15 protein-coding genes and 1 pseudogene are annotated in these 14320 nt (G+C 75.2%); 6 read left to right on the forward strand and 10 right to left on the reverse strand.

Features of this window, described 5'->3' with window-relative positions:
• The first annotated feature begins 44 nt into the window (after window positions 1-44).
• Window positions 45-1148, forward strand: coding sequence for a globin-coupled sensor protein (locus tag GKE82_RS19180; protein ID WP_196189329.1), 1104 nt, complete (start codon window positions 45-47; stop codon window positions 1146-1148).
• A 21-nt stretch (window positions 1149-1169) separates the two neighbouring features.
• On the opposite strand, the gene GKE82_RS19185 is transcribed toward GKE82_RS19180, so the two are convergent.
• The 3 genes from GKE82_RS19185 to GKE82_RS19195 all read right to left on the reverse strand — a co-directional run bounded on the left by GKE82_RS19185 (window position 1170) and on the right by GKE82_RS19195 (window position 4009).
• Window positions 1170-2873: a hypothetical protein gene (locus GKE82_RS19185; RefSeq protein WP_154734419.1), complete on the reverse strand. Its 1704-nt coding sequence runs from the start codon at window positions 2871-2873 to the stop codon at window positions 1170-1172.
• 99 nt (window positions 2874-2972) lie between these two features.
• Window positions 2973-3281, reverse strand: coding sequence for a putative quinol monooxygenase (locus GKE82_RS19190; RefSeq protein WP_107568615.1), 309 nt, complete (start codon window positions 3279-3281; stop codon window positions 2973-2975).
• 92 nt (window positions 3282-3373) lie between these two features.
• Window positions 3374-4009, reverse strand: a complete 636-nt coding sequence (locus tag GKE82_RS19195; RefSeq protein ID WP_154734420.1) for an alpha/beta hydrolase — start codon at window positions 4007-4009, stop codon at window positions 3374-3376.
• A 73-nt stretch (window positions 4010-4082) separates the two neighbouring features.
• Between GKE82_RS19195 and GKE82_RS19200 the strand changes: the two are divergent.
• A pseudogene (locus tag GKE82_RS19200) lies at window positions 4083-5716 on the forward strand (FAD-dependent oxidoreductase).
• A gap of 24 nt (window positions 5717-5740) precedes the next feature.
• Here GKE82_RS19200 and GKE82_RS19205 read toward each other — a convergent pair.
• Window positions 5741-6184 (reverse strand): ATP-binding protein, encoded by a 444-nt coding sequence (locus GKE82_RS19205; protein WP_158276776.1) that lies wholly within the window; start codon window positions 6182-6184, stop codon window positions 5741-5743.
• A gap of 24 nt (window positions 6185-6208) precedes the next feature.
• Between GKE82_RS19205 and GKE82_RS19210 the strand changes: the two genes are divergently transcribed.
• The 3 genes from GKE82_RS19210 (at window position 6209) to GKE82_RS19220 (ending at window position 8802) form a co-directional block, all read left to right on the forward strand.
• Complete coding sequence (locus GKE82_RS19210) at window positions 6209-6520, forward strand: STAS domain-containing protein (RefSeq protein ID WP_154734422.1); 312 nt, start codon at window positions 6209-6211, stop codon at window positions 6518-6520.
• Window positions 6513-8357 (forward strand): SpoIIE family protein phosphatase, encoded by a 1845-nt coding sequence (locus GKE82_RS19215; RefSeq protein ID WP_154734423.1) that lies wholly within the window; start codon window positions 6513-6515, stop codon window positions 8355-8357. The genes GKE82_RS19210 and GKE82_RS19215 overlap by 8 nt, the downstream gene beginning before the upstream one ends.
• Window positions 8358-8439: 82 nt before the next feature.
• Window positions 8440-8802, forward strand: coding sequence for an STAS domain-containing protein (locus GKE82_RS19220; RefSeq protein WP_154734424.1), 363 nt, complete (start codon window positions 8440-8442; stop codon window positions 8800-8802).
• A 19-nt stretch (window positions 8803-8821) separates the two neighbouring features.
• On the opposite strand, the gene GKE82_RS19225 is transcribed toward GKE82_RS19220, so the two are convergent.
• The 4 genes from GKE82_RS19225 to GKE82_RS19240 all read right to left on the reverse strand — a co-directional run bounded on the left by GKE82_RS19225 (window position 8822) and on the right by GKE82_RS19240 (window position 12941).
• On the reverse strand, window positions 8822-10381 hold the full coding sequence (locus GKE82_RS19225) for an ABC transporter permease (RefSeq protein WP_154734425.1): 1560 nt from the start codon (window positions 10379-10381) through the stop codon (window positions 8822-8824).
• 87 nt (window positions 10382-10468) lie between these two features.
• A complete protein-coding gene (locus GKE82_RS19230; RefSeq protein WP_154734426.1) occupies window positions 10469-10705 on the reverse strand; it encodes a hypothetical protein in 237 nt (78 codons plus the stop codon).
• Between the two features lie 407 nt (window positions 10706-11112).
• Window positions 11113-11523 (reverse strand): hypothetical protein, encoded by a 411-nt coding sequence (locus tag GKE82_RS19235; RefSeq protein WP_154734427.1) that lies wholly within the window; start codon window positions 11521-11523, stop codon window positions 11113-11115.
• Between the two features lie 41 nt (window positions 11524-11564).
• Window positions 11565-12941, reverse strand: a complete 1377-nt coding sequence (locus GKE82_RS19240; RefSeq protein ID WP_196189330.1) for a PP2C family protein-serine/threonine phosphatase — start codon at window positions 12939-12941, stop codon at window positions 11565-11567.
• Between the two features lie 102 nt (window positions 12942-13043).
• Here GKE82_RS19240 and GKE82_RS19245 point away from each other — a divergent pair, with 102 nt between their 5' ends.
• Window positions 13044-13409, forward strand: coding sequence for an STAS domain-containing protein (locus GKE82_RS19245; protein WP_154734429.1), 366 nt, complete (start codon window positions 13044-13046; stop codon window positions 13407-13409).
• Between the two features lie 39 nt (window positions 13410-13448).
• Here GKE82_RS19245 and GKE82_RS19250 read toward each other — a convergent pair whose 3' ends face one another.
• On the reverse strand, window positions 13449-13823 hold the full coding sequence (locus GKE82_RS19250; protein ID WP_154734430.1) for a hypothetical protein: 375 nt from the start codon (window positions 13821-13823) through the stop codon (window positions 13449-13451).
• Window positions 13820-14218: an ATP-binding protein gene (locus tag GKE82_RS19255; RefSeq protein WP_196189331.1), complete on the reverse strand. Its 399-nt coding sequence runs from the start codon at window positions 14216-14218 to the stop codon at window positions 13820-13822. The genes GKE82_RS19250 and GKE82_RS19255 overlap by 4 nt, the downstream gene beginning before the upstream one ends.
• Between the last annotated feature and the right edge of the window lie 102 nt (window positions 14219-14320).

Raw genomic sequence — 14320 nt, forward strand, 5'->3', positions numbered from 1 at the left:
ACCGTTCCTCCGACCCCCGGCGGCCCCATCACATGTACGCACCCATGGCCACGTCCACCGTCAACGTCGGCGATCGCACCTGGCAGGCGATCGTCGACTACACCGGTCTCACGACCGGGCACCTCGAGGCGCTCGCGCGCGCCCGCCCGCACCTCGAGGATCTCGGGGCCGACATCGCCGAGGAGTTCTACCGCCACGTCCTGGCGCAGCCGGGCCTCGCCGCGCTGATCCACCGGCACTCGACGGTGGAGCGGCTGCGCGAGACGCTCGTCGGCTACGTCGGCACCCTGTGGTCGGGCCGCTACGACCGCGACGTGGTGGCGCACCGCGTGCGGATCGGCAAGGTCCACGACCGCATCCAGCTGCCGCTCGGCGCGTACCTCGGCGCGTTCGTGCAGATCGACCAGGTCGTCACCCGCCGCCTGGTCGACGTCTACGGCACCGAGCCGGAGACGCTGCTGGAGGCGATCGCCGGCTGGCGCACGCTCACCCAGACCGACATGGCGATCGTCGCCCAGGCGTTCATCGACGCGCGGGACGAGCGCCTCACGACGCTGCTGGAGACGCTCAGCGCCGCGAGCCAGCAGGTGGCCGCCCAGACGACGGAGACCGGCGAGTCGGTCACCGCGTGCGTGCAGGCGGCGGAGTCCGGCACGGCGAGCATCGGCGAGGCGTGGTCGGCCGTCGAGCACATGAACGAGGCGATCGTCGAGGTCGGCGAGCAGGCCGCCCGCCTGGCCGAGCAGCTCAAGCGGATCGACGGGATCGTCGCGACGATCGGCTCGATCTCCGACCAGACGAAGCTGCTGTCGCTCAACGCGCGCATCGAGGCCGCCCGCGCCGGCGACCACGGTCGCGGCTTCGCCGTCGTCGCCGAGGAGGTCGGTGCGCTCGCCGAGCGCACCGCGCAGAGCCTCGTGGTCATCAGCGAGCACAACGCCGCCTCGGCGGACGTCATCGCCGGGGTGACGACCGCGATCGACTCGGCGACGGCGGACGTCGGCGCGGTGCGCGCCGCGACCAACGGCGCGCACGCGAGCTTCGAGACGACGCGCGAGCAGGTCATCGAGGTGTCGCGCATGATCGGCGAGATCGCCGCCGGCATGCACAGCATCGTCGATCAGTCGACGTTCAGCGCGGAGGGCTGAGCCCCCCGCGCGACCGGGCGTTCAGCGCCGCTTCTTCGCGGCGCAGAGCGTGTAGGTGACGGTCCGGCGCACCGTCGCGCCGCTGCTGAGCGTGGCGGTGACGAGCACCTTGACCTTGCCCCTGGGCCGCCCGGTCAGCGCGATCCTGACCGGGGCCTTGACCGTCCGCGTGCGACCGCTGCCGACCTTCACGGTGACCTTGCGGACCGTGAGCCCGGCGGGCCGCCGGACGGTCAGGCGCACGCGCCGGCTCGACACGCAGCGGCGCGCCGACGAGAGCACGAGGACGCTCGTGGCGCTCGGCGGCCGCGCGACCGTCGGCGTGGGGGTCGGCGTCGGGACGGTGACGGTCGTCGTGACCGTGACGGGCGCCGGGGGCGCGGGCGGCGGCGGGTCGTCGACCGCGAGGTGACGCGCGATCCGCGTGGACACCTTGCCCGTGGACGGGTCGGCCTGCCAGCCCGCGGTGACGGGACGGCCGGCCGCGTCGAGCACGATCGCGGTGGTCACGACGAGGTCGCGATCGTCGCGGATCGCCTGGCCGTCCCCGGAGAACCCGGTGTCCAGCGCGCCGTCGGTCGTCATCCGCAGGAGGACCGAGCGGCCCCGCACCTGCATGCCCTCGAAGCGGGCGTCGCGCGTGCCACCGACCCAGAGCCGGTCGCCGCCCAGGGTCATCGAGCTCAGCAGCGTGCCCGCGCCAGGCGACAGGTCGTAGACGCGCTGCCCGCCCGGGCCGACCGCCGGGTCGGGCCCGCCCGTGGCGGTGTACCCGTTGAGGATGCCGCGGGTGGCCAGGAGGTCGGTGTCCGGGGCGCTGGAGGCGAGCTGGCGCACGCGACCGTCCGGCAGCTGCACGACGTCGCTCGCGGACTGCTGGACCGCCACGGGCGAGCGGGCGATCCCGGCGACGCCGAAGGCGGGATCGAGGGTGCCGTTCGGTCGCACGCGGGCGACGAACGCCGCCGCCGGGGTCGACGCGTTGGCGGGCTGGTCGTTACCGGAGACGAGCAGGTCGCCGGACGGGGTCAGGGTCCCGCGCTCGGCGTCCATCGTCACGGCTCCGAAGACCACGGAGCCGTCCCCGGCGAAGGTCGGGTCCGGGGCGCCGTTCGCGTTCAGCCGCACGACGCTCGCGCGCTTGTTCGCGTCGCTGCCCACGGTGCCGACGAGCACGATGCGCCCGTCGGGCTGCACGAGCACCGCCTGGGCCGTCTCCGTCTGCGCGGCGGTGGTGGTGACGTCGACGTCGACGATCCCGTCGCTGCCGCCGAAGCTGACGTCGCGGCTGCCGTCGGGGTTGAGTCGCAGGACCGCCATGCGGTCGGTCTGCCCGCCGCCCGGCTGGAAGGAGCCGGCGATCAGCGTGCGGCCCTGCCCGTCGACCGCGACGCCGGCGGCGTTCTTGAGGTCGGTCGGCGCGCTGTCGGGCAGCGGGACGATGCCGCCGACCCCGAAGGACTGGTCGGGCTGGCCGGCGGGGGTGAAGCGCAGCGCGCGCACCCGGCCCCCGGTCTGGATGCGCCCGTCGGGCAGGATGGCGAGGGCCACGTCGTCGGAGAGGTCGAGTCCGCGGACGAGCTGGACGCCGTCGGTGCCGAAGCTCGGGTCGAGGTCGCCCGCGCTGCCGGCGAGCGCGACCGTGGCGATCGCCCCGCAGGCGACGGCAGCGGTCGGGATGAGCAGTCTGCGCCCGCGGGGGCGCCTGGACCAGGAAGCGCGCATGGCGTCGCATTCTGCCCGCTGCGGACAGAAAACGCGACTGGTGGTGCACGCCGCGGTGGCGCGGGCGGCCCGTCGGGCGCCGCCCGGCCGGGTGCCGCGTCAGCCCAGCGGGACGGGCACCCCGTCCTGCGCCTCGTACTTCGTCAGCTGCGGCGGGCCGCTCAGCCAGCCCGCCAGCTGCTGCAGCGCGCCGGTGAGGTGCGGGGTCTGCATGTGGGCGCCGAACGCGGCCTCGTCGACGTACTGCTCGACCATGAGGAACTCGTTCGGGGTCTCGGCCGACTCGTAGAGGCGGTAGTCGAGCACGCCCTCCTCGGCGTTGCTGGCCTCGACGAGGCCCGGGACGACGGCGAGGAACTCGTCGCGCTTCTCGGGCTGGATGGGGATCTTCGCGGTGACGATCAGCATGGTCGGCCGACCCTATCCGCGGCCGGGCGCCGCGCCCTTGTCGCGCGGCCACGGACGCGCGTCGAGCACTCGGTCCGGCGCCCCTGTCGTCGTCAGGCGGCGACCCGTGCGCCCGAGGCGAGCGACCGGACGGCGAACGTGGCCGCGCGACCGTCGAACGCGTCGCGGTGGCGCAGCATCGCGTGCTTGCCGCCCGGCACGACCTCGAACCGCACGTCGGCGATCCGGGACAGGCGCCGCGCGAGCTCCTGGGCGCGGACCGGGCTGGCGACGCGGTCCCGGTCGCCGTGGACGATCAGCACCTGCTTGCCGCGGATGCCCGGCTCGACGTCCTCCGGGTAGACCCACGGGGCGAGCGCCGCGACCGACCGCACCGCCGGATGCCCGGCGGCCAGCAGCGCGGCGCGACCGCCGAGCGAGTGGCCGACCAACGACACCGGCAGCTCGCCGAGCCGCTCCTGCAGCTGCTCGAGCGCCCAGTGGGCGTCGTCGACCGGCGAGTGCTCCCCGTCCCAGCCACGGAAGCGGTTCAGCAGCCGCACGACGGCGACGTCGTCCCCGCCCTCCCGCGCGATCCGCCGGGCGATCGGCACCATCCGCAGCACCGAGAGCTGCGACGGGCTGACCCGGGCGCCGGCGCCGCGGCTCGCACCCCCGTGCAGGACGAGCACCGCGCCGCGCGGGCGTTCGGGGACGTGGACGTCGATGAGCGTGGGGTCGAGGGGCATCGGAGTCGGTACGGGCCCGGAGCCCCGTCGGACGACCCCGGCGGGCGGGCATCTGGGACGATCCGGGCACGCCATGACCTACGTGATCATCCAGAACTGCTGCAACGACGCCGTGTGCGTCGAGGTGTGCCCGGTGGACTGCATCCACCCGCGCCCGGACGACCCGGCGTTCGCGGAGGCCGAGCAGCTGTACATCGACCCCGCCACCTGCGTGGACTGCGAGCTGTGCGTGGAGGCGTGCCCCGTCGACGCGATCTACCCCGACCACCTGCTCCCCACGGAGTACGCGCGGTTCCTGGAGATCAACGCGGGCTACTTCGAGCTGCCGGTGGTGCAGTCGTGAGCGCGCTGCGGGTCGCCATCGTCGGCGCCGGCCCGGCCGGCGCCTACGCCGCCGAGCACCTGTTGCGGGCGGGCAACGAGATCGAGATCGAGCTGATCGACCGGCTTCCCACCCCGTGGGGCCTCGTGCGCGCGGGCGTCTCGCCCGACCACCAGGACACGAAGGCCGTCACCCGGAACTTCGAGGAGATCGTCGCCTCGCCGCAGATCACGCTGCGCCTCGGCGTCGAGGTCGGCCGGGACGTCTCCCACGAGGAGCTGCTGGCTCACCACCACGCCGTGCTCTACACGGTCGGCGCGCCCGGCGGGCGGCGCCTGGGCGTCGACGGGGAGGACCTCCCCGGCTCGTTCACCGCCACGGACTTCGTCGGCTGGTACAACGGCCACCCCGACCACCAGGACCTGCCGGTCGACCTCGGGACCGAGCGCGCCGTGATCGTCGGCAACGGCAACGTCGCGTTCGACGTCGCCCGCATGCTCACCCTCCCCGCCGACGTGCTCGCGGCGACCGACATCAGCGACACCGCGCTCGCCGCCCTGCGCGAGAGCCGCGTGCGCGAGGTCGTCGTGCTCGCCCGCCGCGGCCCCGCGCAGGCCGCCTTCACGAGCCCGGAGCTGCTGGCCCTGATGGCGCTCCCCGGGGTCGACGTCACCGTCGAGCCCGCGTCGGCGCTGGACGAGGAGGTCGCCACGCCGCGTGCGGGCGACGCGCGCGGCTACGGCCGCAGCGTCTCGCTCGGCCTGCTGCGCGAGCTCGCCGCCCGCGAGCCGTCGGGCGCCGAGCGCCGGATCGTGCTGCGGTTCCTCGGCTCCCCGGTCGCCCTCCACGGGGAGGACCGCGTCACCGCGATCACGATCGGACGCAACGAGCTGGAGACCGGCATGGACGGCCGTACCGTCGTGCGGCCGACCGGTGACGAGGAGCAGCTCGAGACCGGCCTCGTGCTCAAGGCGATCGGCTACCACGGCCGGGCGGTGCCGGGCGTCCCGTTCGACGAGGCCGCCGGGGTCATTCCCAACGACGGCGGCCGCGTCACCGAGACCGACGGCGCGCAGGTCCCGGGCGTCTACGTGTCCGGCTGGATCAAGCGCGGGCCGTCCGGCGTCATCGGCACGAACAAGCACTGCGCCGGCGACACCGTCGAGGCGCTGCTCGCCGACCACGCCGCGGGACATCTCGCCGCGCCCACGGGTGACGGGGCGGCGTTCGCCGCGCTGCTGGGCGAGCGCGTCGCCACGGTCGTCGACCTCGACGGCTGGCAGGCGCTCGACGCGCACGAGCGCGCCGGCGGCGCCGCGCAGGGCCGGCCGCGCGTGAAGGTCACCGACGTCGAGCAGATGCTCGCGGTCGTCTCGGGCGGCTGACCGGCCGTCCGTCGGCCCGGCGCCTCAGGCGTCGGGCAGCAGGTCCGGCTCGCCGGCGGGCAGCACGAGCTCGCCGGCCTCGTCGAGCTCGAGCTCGACCCACACGAGCGTGCGGCCGTGACCCTCGACGCCCCAGCGGCGCGCCAGCTTCGACACGAAGTGCATGCCCCAGCCGGAGCCGCGGTGCTGGTTGGGCGTGCGCGGCCGCACGACGAAGCCCCCGCCCGCGTCCTCGACCTCCAGGCGCAGGGTCTGCTCGTCGCGCACCAGGCGGACCTTGACCTCGGGCGCGTCCGGCGTCGTGCGGCCGTGACGGATCGCGTTGGTGACGAGCTCGGACAGCAGCAGGCGCAGCGCGAAGGTGTCCCGGGGCCCGAGCGGCGGGCGCACCTCGTCCGCGATCTCGCGGGCCTCGGCGATCGAATCGGCGGTGGGCGCGTACGCCCTCTCCACGGTCCAGGGAGTCATCTCTCGGGACGTATAGTTCCACGTGTGGAGGCGCAGAAACTCAGCATCGAGCAGAAAGACGATTCCCGGCGCACCCGGGTCACCGTCCGCGGCACCCTCGACCTCGCGGGCGTCGGGGCGCTGGACGACCATCTCGACGGCGTCACCGCGCCCGAGGTCGTGCTCGATCTGCTGGGCGTCCCCTTCATGGACAGCTCCGGTCTCGCGCTCCTGCTGGACCGCACCGCCGAGTTCCGGGGGCAGGATCGCACGCTGACGCTGGCCCCGAGCGCGGCGGTGCGCGCGGTCCTCGACCTCGCGCAGGTCGACGGCGAGCTGGACCTGGTCGATGGCTGAGCGCGACGCGATCGTCCTCGACGCCGATCCCGACCGTCGCGGGGCGGTCACCGCCGAGCTGCAGCGTCACGGGCACGCCGTGCGCGAGGTCGACGACCTCGCCACGCTGCTGCCCGCGACCGTCGGGACGCCGCTGTTCGTCGTCGGGGTCGATGACGACGCCGGGGTCGAGGCGGTCCGCACGATCCGCATGACGCCGGGCGGGGAGGAGGCGGTCATCGTCGCCGTCCAGCGCGCCGCCGACGGGTACCTGTCGGCGCTGCTGCGCGCCGGGGCCTCCGACGTCTGGGTCCTCCCGGACCGCGAGTCGACGATCCCGCAGGTCGAGGTCCGGCTCGTGCTCGCCGAGCACTACGCCCGCCTGCAGGTCGAGCACGCGCGCGTCGGCGGTGAGCTCAACGTCCTCAAGCGCGCGCTGGACCTCAGCGGCACCGGCTTCGTGCTCACCGACCCGCGGCTGCCGGACAACCCGATCGTCTACGCCAACCGCAGCTTCGCCGAGGTGACCGGCTACCCGCTCGAGGAGACCCTGGGGCGCAACTGCCGCTTCCTGCAGGGCGAGTACCGGGACCAGCCCGCGGTCGCGGAGATCACCGAGGCGATCCGCGAGCAGCGCAGCGTGTCCGTGACGCTGCGCAACGTGCGGCGCTCCGGTGAGGAGTTCCTCAACGAGGTCCACATCGCTCCCGTGCGCGACGACGACGGCACGATCTCCCGCTTCGTCGGCGTGCAGATCGACGTCACCGAGCAGCAGAACACCGGGGCGCGTCTCGCGCTGGAGCAGGAGGCGCGGCGGCGCGCGGAGCGCGAGCGTCGCCGCATCGCGATCGTCGCCGCGGGCACCGCGTCGATGGACCGGGCCGAGAGCCGCGAGGCGGTCCTGCGGGCGCTGCGCGGTGCCGTCGGCGACCTGCTCGGGCCGGCGTCGGTCGTCGACCTCGCCGACGGGGAGATCGAGCAGGACGACCGCACCTGGGTCATCCACGACGCCGAGCACCCGACGAGCAGCCTCGTCCTCGACACGACCCCCGACGACGTCGACGACCGGTCGGCCGTCGACCTGCTGGTCGAGCGCACCGACGAGGCGCTGACCCGCGTCGGCCGACGGCTCGCCGAGCGCGGCCTGATCCGCGCGATGCGCGAGAGCCTCGAGCCGCTGCGCCCCGTCGCGATCGATGGGCTCGACGTCGACGCGCAGGTCGAGCCGGCGGGGCCGGGCCTCGCGGTCGGCGGCGACTTCGTCGACAACGTCGTGTTCTCCGACGGCACGTCCGGGGTCGTGCTGGGCGACGTGACGGGCAAGGGGCCGCGCGCCGCCGCGCTCACCGGTCTCGTGCGGCACACCGTGCGCGCCTGCGCGCGCCTCAGCGCGTCGCCGTCGCAGGCGCTGGAGCTCGTGAACCTCATGCTGCTGGACGTGCCCGACCGGCGCCGGTACTCGGCGCTGACACTCGGCCAGGTCCTCGGTCCGGCCGACGGCGCCGGGCTGCGGGTGCGGTTCGCGCTCGCGGGCAGCCCGCCGCCGGTCGTGCTCCGCGACGGCGGCGACGCCCGCGTCGAGGGTGCGCCCGGCACGCTGCTCGGCGCGACCGACACGCCGACGTTCACCGACTCCGAGGTCACGCTCGGCCCCGGCGAGGTCGTGGCGTTCTTCTCCGACGGCGTCTCCGAGCCGCTGGGCGGTGGCGTGCAGGCCAGCGAGCGGCTCGCGGAGCTGCTGCGCGGCGTGCCGACCGGGGCGGTCGAGGTCACGGCCGCGATCCTGCGCCACGGCAACGCGCTCGAGGGCCCGGCGACCGACGACCGCGCCGTGATCGCCCTCGGCCCCGGCCGATAGGCGGCTCGCGCGCCACGACCCGGGCTGGATCCCGACCAACCCCGCTCGGTCGCGATGGCCTTCGGATAACGTCGGGTGTCAGATGCATGTCCGCGCCGAAGCCCTGCGCCCCGACCGGGTGCTCGTCAGCGCCTCCGGGCCACTCGACCTCGCCACGGCGCCGCGCCTCGCGGACGTCCTGCGGGCCGAGTCGCCCGGGCGCAACGTCATCGTCGACCTCAGCGACGCGACGTTCATCGACTCGACCGGTCTGGCGGTGCTGCTGAACGCGTCCCGGCGCGCGGTCGCACGCAGCACCTACCTCGTCGTCGTCTGCCCGCAGGGACCGGTGCTGCGCATGTTCGAGCTGGCGCTCCTGCTCGAGACGCTGCGGGTCGTGGACTCCGTCGCCGCGGCGCTCGACGCGCTCGACGCCACCGAGAACGGGCCGTACCGCGCGGTCTGAGCGGCGCGGCGCGGCCTGATCAGCCCTCCTCCTCCTGGGCGCGCCACTGCAGCAGGAAGCCGGCGGCCATCAGGAGGATGATCAGGAAGCACAGCAGCGCGGCGGCGCTCGCGCCTGCCTCGACGCGGAAGAACGTGCGGCCGAAGCCCAGCGCCTCGACCGCGCCCGGGGTCGAGCTGATGCGGCCGTCCAGGTCGATCGTCGAGCCGAGCCCGGCGTACGCCCAGCGCGCGTAGACCGCCTGGGCGAGGCCGTTCGCGAGCCCGGGCATCCGCTCCAGCGGGATCACCGCACCCGCGAACACGAGCTGGGGGATGAGGACGAGCGGCACGACGCCCGCGGCCTGGTCGACCGAGCGGGCGAGGGTGGACACGACGAGGCCGAGCCCGACGCTCACCCACGTGGTGAGGACGAGCAGGCCGACCAGCACGAGGATGTCGCCCGCGTCGACGTCGAGGCGGTGCACGATCAGGAGGACCGCGACCATCAGCAGGGTCTGCACGGCGGTCAGCGCGAACAGGACCGTCGCCTTCGCGAGCACGTACGCGTCCGAGCGCAGCCCGACGTCGAACTCGCGCTCGATGATCCCGCGTTCCTTGACGATCTCCCGGCAGGAGGACGTGATCCCCAGCCAGATCGCGCCGGTCATGAGCAGGAACACGACCATGACCGCGTTGGCGGGCTCGCCGCCGGGCCGGTCGAACGCCCCGCCGTGGAAGAGCAGCGTGAGCAGCAGGCCGATGATCGGCGCCTGCAGCAGCAGGATCCGCAGCGTGCGGGTGTCGCGGACGAGCGTGCGACGGTAGCGCGCGACGAGCACCGCGTACTCGAGCCAGAAGCCCCGCCGGGCGACGCCGCTGCGCGGCGGGTCCAGCTGCGCGGGCACGTCCGGGGCCTCGTCCTGCCCGCCCGCGGCGCGGCGCAGCGCGTCCACCGCGGTGTCGGCGCTGCGCGTGATCGACAGCGACCCGCGGTCCATCACCGCGACCTGGTCGCAGAGGTCGAGGCTCGCGGTGGCGTGCGTGGAGACGACGACCGCGCGGCCCTGGTCGGCGAGGTGGCGGAGCATCAGCATCAGCCGCCGCTCCAGCACGGGGTCCAGGCCGCTCGTCGGCTCGTCGAGGAGCAGCACGCGCGGATGGCCGACGAGCTCCATCCCGCAGGCGGCGCGCCGCCGCTCGCCGCCGCTGAGGTCCCCGACGCGCGTGTCGGCCTGCTCGACCATGTCGAGCTCGCGCAGCACGAGCCGCACGCGCTTCTCGACGTCGGCGTTCTCGTCCAGGCGCAGGCGCGCCGCGTAGCGCAGCGCCTCCGCGACCGTGAGCCGCCGGTGGACGGTCTCGCGCTGGGGCACGTAGCCGAGATCGGCGGTGCGGCGCACGGCCTCGTCGCCGTCCAGGGACACCGATCCGGCGGTCGGCTCGACGATGCCGGCGAGGATCTTCAGCAGCGTCGTCTTGCCGGAGCCGCTGGGCCCGACCAGGCCGGTCAGGGTGCCGGGGACGACCGCGAGCCCCGCCGGGCCGAGGATCCGGCGACCGTCGGGAAGGACCATCTCGACGGCTTCCGCGCGCAGCACGCGGGCGAGCCTATCGGCGGCGCCGCCCCGGACGCGGCACGCCACGCCGCCGCGCCGCGAGCGGCCGACCCGTGGGCGCCCGGCCGCTCAGCGCGCGAGTCGCCGCTCGTGCTCGCGCCGCGCACGGAGCTGCTCGGCGCGCGCCAGCACGTCCGGCCGCGCGCGCCCGGCGCGCTCGCGTTCTTCGATCCGCGCGAGCTCCTCGGCGTCGAGCGCTTCGAGGCGCGGCAGGATCTGGCAGGCGTGCAGGTCGTCGTAGCCGGGGATCGGCACGGGGATGGCCGCCGCGGCGGCCGCACGGGCGGCGTCGGGCTGGGGATCCATGTGCTGCGCGTACCCGGTGGGACGCACGACACACCTCACCCCACCCGGGTTTGCCGCTCGCCGCCCCGGCGATACGGGGGCCATGCCGTCCGACACCGCCGATCCCGCTCCGTCCGCCGCGGAGCGGTCCGTCAGCGCTCGCCGGGGACCGGCGAGCAGCTCGCCGCGGAGACCGGCGTGCGCTCGGACGGCCGACGAGCTCCACCACGTGCGCGAGGCGACGCCCGATCCGGGTGGCCTTCGCCGGCGCGTCGCGGGCGACCCAGCGAGGGCGGGCATCGTCGCCGCTCCCGCGGCAGGGGTCGTCGTCGGCGTCCGTCGCAGGCGGCGATGAGCCTCCCGCACCGTCCGGCCGGCGCCTCCGACGACGCCGTCGAGGCCGCCGGCCGGATGACGGAGCGGGGCGCTCAGGCGTCGGCGGCGAGCGCGTCGGCCGCCGCCTGACGCGCCTTCTTCCAGCTGCCCGCCGTGGCGAGCACGGACGCGAGCGCCGGGAGCTCCGCGTCGGCGGCGCTGAGCCGCTCGTAGTCGAGCATTCGCAGCCGCGCCACGGGGACCTCCACGCGCGCCGCGACGGTGCGCAGCGCCCCGGCGATCACGAGCGGGTCGGCGGCCTCCGCGTCCTCGCGCCGCGCCGCGTTGGCGAGCACGCCGGCCGCACTGCCCGAGCTCACGGTCGCGGGGTCGACGTCGGTGCGGGCACGGCCCGCGGCGATCCCGAGCCGGCAGTGCGGGCAGCGCATCCGCTGGGCCGGGAACGGGCCGTCGGCGTCGTCGCCGATCGGCAGCAGGCAGTGTGGGCAGTGCGCAGTGGCCACGGACGCGGGGGTGCCCGCAGCGGCGTGGGGCAAACATGGATTCACGAGACGCCCTTCGCGGGAGCGAGCACGACGATCATCGCGTCGTCGTCGAGGTCCTCGCCGGCGGCGTCGCGGATCGCGCCCTGGATGAGGCTGAGCGTGCGCGCCGGGCTCGCACCGCGCGAGCGTCGCGCGAGCTCGCGCAGGGCCGCGGCCGAGAGCGGCGCGCCGCCGAGCCCGCTGACGCCGTCGGACAGCAGCAGGATGCGCTCGTCCGGCCGGACGACCCGGTGCGAGGTCGGGATCGTCTCGGGCAGCGGGTCGGTGGCCAGCTGCGGCAGCGCGTGGTCGCGCAGGGTGGTCAGCCGGCCCTCCGCGTCGGCGAGCACGGGGTGCAGGTCGCCGGCGGCGACCCAGAACAGCGTCGAGGTGGTGGCGTGCCAGCGGGCGACGAACGCCGAGCAGCGGACCTCGTCGCCGCCGATGCCGCGGATCGCCGCGTCCATGTGCTGGATCGCGTCCCGCGGCGTGGAGCCGACGGTCCGCGCCGCGCGCAGCGCGCCGAGCGCGACGGCGCTCGTCGCCGCCGCCCGCGCTCCCGAGCCGAGCGTGTCGACCGCGGCGATCCACGCCCCGTCCTGGTTCTCGGCGTGGTCGAACCAGTTGCCGCCGTTCTCGTAGGCGGGCAGGACGTCCCCGGCGAGGCGCAGCCCCGAGAGCCGCGCGAGCCGCGGCGGCAGGCACAGCTGCTGGGTCTCGGCGGCGGCGGTGGTCTCCTTGCGGCGCCGGGACGCGGCGATCACGTCGCTGAACGGCTCGCTCATCGCCAGGGCGATCCCGGCGTGCCGGGCCATCTCCTGCAGCAGGCCGGCGTCCTGCGCGTCGAGCGCGAGCAGCGCGCCGGTGGCGCGGCCGCGCACGACCATGGGGGCGATCGTGACCGACGGCAGCGTCGCGGAGACCGCCTCGTGCAGCGCCTCGACGCCCTCGGCGGGGATCTCGGGGCCGGCGGCGAGCCGGACCACCATCTCCTCCGGGAACTCCAGCGAGCCCGCGGCGCGCAGCAGCCGCGTCCCGCCGATGTCGACGAGGTACAGGGCGACCGCGCGCGCTCGGCTGTAGCGCTGCGCCTCGCCGACGATCTGCTCGGGCAGCTGGGGCGGGGCGACGCGGTCCAGCAGCGCGGGGATGTCCAGCGGGGCGGGGGAGGGGGCGTCCGCGGCGGGCGGGCGGACCTGCGACGCGCGGGTCTCCTCCGCCTCGGTGACGAGCGCGGCGATCGTCGGGTAGTGCCGGTACACCGTGGCGCGCGCGACGCCCGCGCGCCAGGCGACCGCCCCGGCCGTCGGCGTCTCGCCGTCGTCCAGGAGCGAGATCGTGGCGTCGAGGATCGCGGAGCGGTTGCGCACGACGTCGCGGCGGTCGGAAGCCGTCATGGAAACCCTCATGCCACGCTCCTGGCGCCTGAAACGTGGACCTGTCACATTTCGGATCGCACGGCGTCTCAGTTCGCACGACCGCGGACGAGGTGCGCTTGCATGGAACGTGTCGTGGGTCCCCAGGTCTGGTTTTCCGTCACCGCCGCCGCGCCCCGGGAGGGCGAGGTCGAGCTGCGCCTGGCCGGCGACCTGGACCTCGCGACGACCGCCAGGCTCCGCGCTGCGGTCGACGAGGCGATCGGCGACGGCGGACGCGGGATCGCGCTCGTGCTCGAGCTCTCCGACCTGCGGTTCGTCGACTCCACGGGCATCCGCGTGATCCTCGATCTCCGTACCGAGCGGCTGGCCGACGGCGGCCGCCTGATCCTCCGCGCGCCGACCCCGGCGGTCCTGCGCGTGCTCGAGCTGATGGCGCTCGACACGGTGCTCGAGATCGAGCGCGGCAGCGCCCCGGCGACGGACTGACGTCCGCACGCCCCGGGCCCGCCCGCGAAGCGCCCAGGGTCAGACGACCCGCAGGTGCAGGCGCTGCCGGCCGTCGCGGCCCGTGCGCACCTCGGTCGCCGCGAGACCGGCGAGCACGCGACCGTCGCCGGCGTCGAGGTCGAGCAGCCGGTGCGGCACGCCGGTGTCGAACGGCCCCGCGAGCAGCTCGATGCCCCCGTCGACGATCCGCACCGCCAGCTCCAGCGACCCCCCGGGCAGGACCGCCTCGCAGTGTCGGCCCAGTGCCTCGCCGACGAGCACGGCCTCCTCGACGCGGTCGATGCCCAGCGTCGTGTGCGCGGCGAGCGCCCGGACGAACCGCGGCACGAGTGCGTCCGCGAGGGGACCGCACGCGACCTGCAGGCGCGCGCGCGAGATGGTCGGGTCGGTCACGTGGGCCGCCGCGGGAAGCGCATGCGGACCTCGTGCGCCCCGTCCGGGGCGACGCCGATGTGCAGGTCGTCGGTGAGCGCACCCATGAGCGGGAGCCCGACGCCGAGACCGGGGGAGTCGGTCCGCGGGACGATGCCCGTGCCGTGATCGCGGACCGCGATCGTCGGGTGCCCGTCGTCGACGCCGCCGTGCACCTCCAGCAGGCCGGGCTCGCGGTCGCGGTAGGCGTGGATGACGACGTTCGTGCACGCCTCGATCGTCGCGATCTGGATGTCGTCCAGCTGCTCGCGGGTGACGTCCCAGCGGCCTTCCAGACCTTCGAGCAGATGCCGCACGCACGTGATCGCGTCGGCGTGTGCCGGGAGCGTCAGCTCGAAGGCGGTGCGGGACTCCACGGGATGCAGTGTGCCCGGTGTCGCCGAAACGAGGCATCCGGTCCGCCGGGGTTTCGCCCGGACCTCCCCGGGAAGGGTGTAACCAGGCCTACCGGAGACCAG

The sequence above is a fragment of the Conexibacter sp. W3-3-2 genome, from assembly GCF_009707605.1.
Taxonomy (GTDB): Bacteria; Actinomycetota; Thermoleophilia; order Solirubrobacterales; family Solirubrobacteraceae; genus Paraconexibacter; species Paraconexibacter algicola.

Excerpts from the sequence above, each read along its gene's own strand:
- GKE82_RS19180 (WP_196189329.1), top strand. The coding sequence starts at position 45 with ATGGCCACGTCCACCGTCAACGTCGGCGATCGCACCTGGCAGGCGATC.
- GKE82_RS19185 (WP_154734419.1), bottom strand. The coding sequence starts at position 2,873 with ATGCGCGCTTCCTGGTCCAGGCGCCCCCGCGGGCGCAGACTGCTCATC.
- GKE82_RS19190 (WP_107568615.1), bottom strand. The coding sequence starts at position 3,281 with ATGCTGATCGTCACCGCGAAGATCCCCATCCAGCCCGAGAAGCGCGAC.
- GKE82_RS19195 (WP_154734420.1), bottom strand. The coding sequence starts at position 4,009 with ATGCCCCTCGACCCCACGCTCATCGACGTCCACGTCCCCGAACGCCCG.
- GKE82_RS19205 (WP_158276776.1), bottom strand. The coding sequence starts at position 6,184 with ATGACTCCCTGGACCGTGGAGAGGGCGTACGCGCCCACCGCCGATTCG.
- GKE82_RS19215 (WP_154734423.1), top strand. The coding sequence starts at position 6,513 with ATGGCTGAGCGCGACGCGATCGTCCTCGACGCCGATCCCGACCGTCGC.
- GKE82_RS19220 (WP_154734424.1), top strand. The coding sequence starts at position 8,440 with ATGCATGTCCGCGCCGAAGCCCTGCGCCCCGACCGGGTGCTCGTCAGC.
- GKE82_RS19230 (WP_154734426.1), bottom strand. The coding sequence starts at position 10,705 with ATGGATCCCCAGCCCGACGCCGCCCGTGCGGCCGCCGCGGCGGCCATC.
- GKE82_RS19240 (WP_196189330.1), bottom strand. The coding sequence starts at position 12,941 with ATGACGGCTTCCGACCGCCGCGACGTCGTGCGCAACCGCTCCGCGATC.
- GKE82_RS19245 (WP_154734429.1), top strand. The coding sequence starts at position 13,044 with ATGGAACGTGTCGTGGGTCCCCAGGTCTGGTTTTCCGTCACCGCCGCC.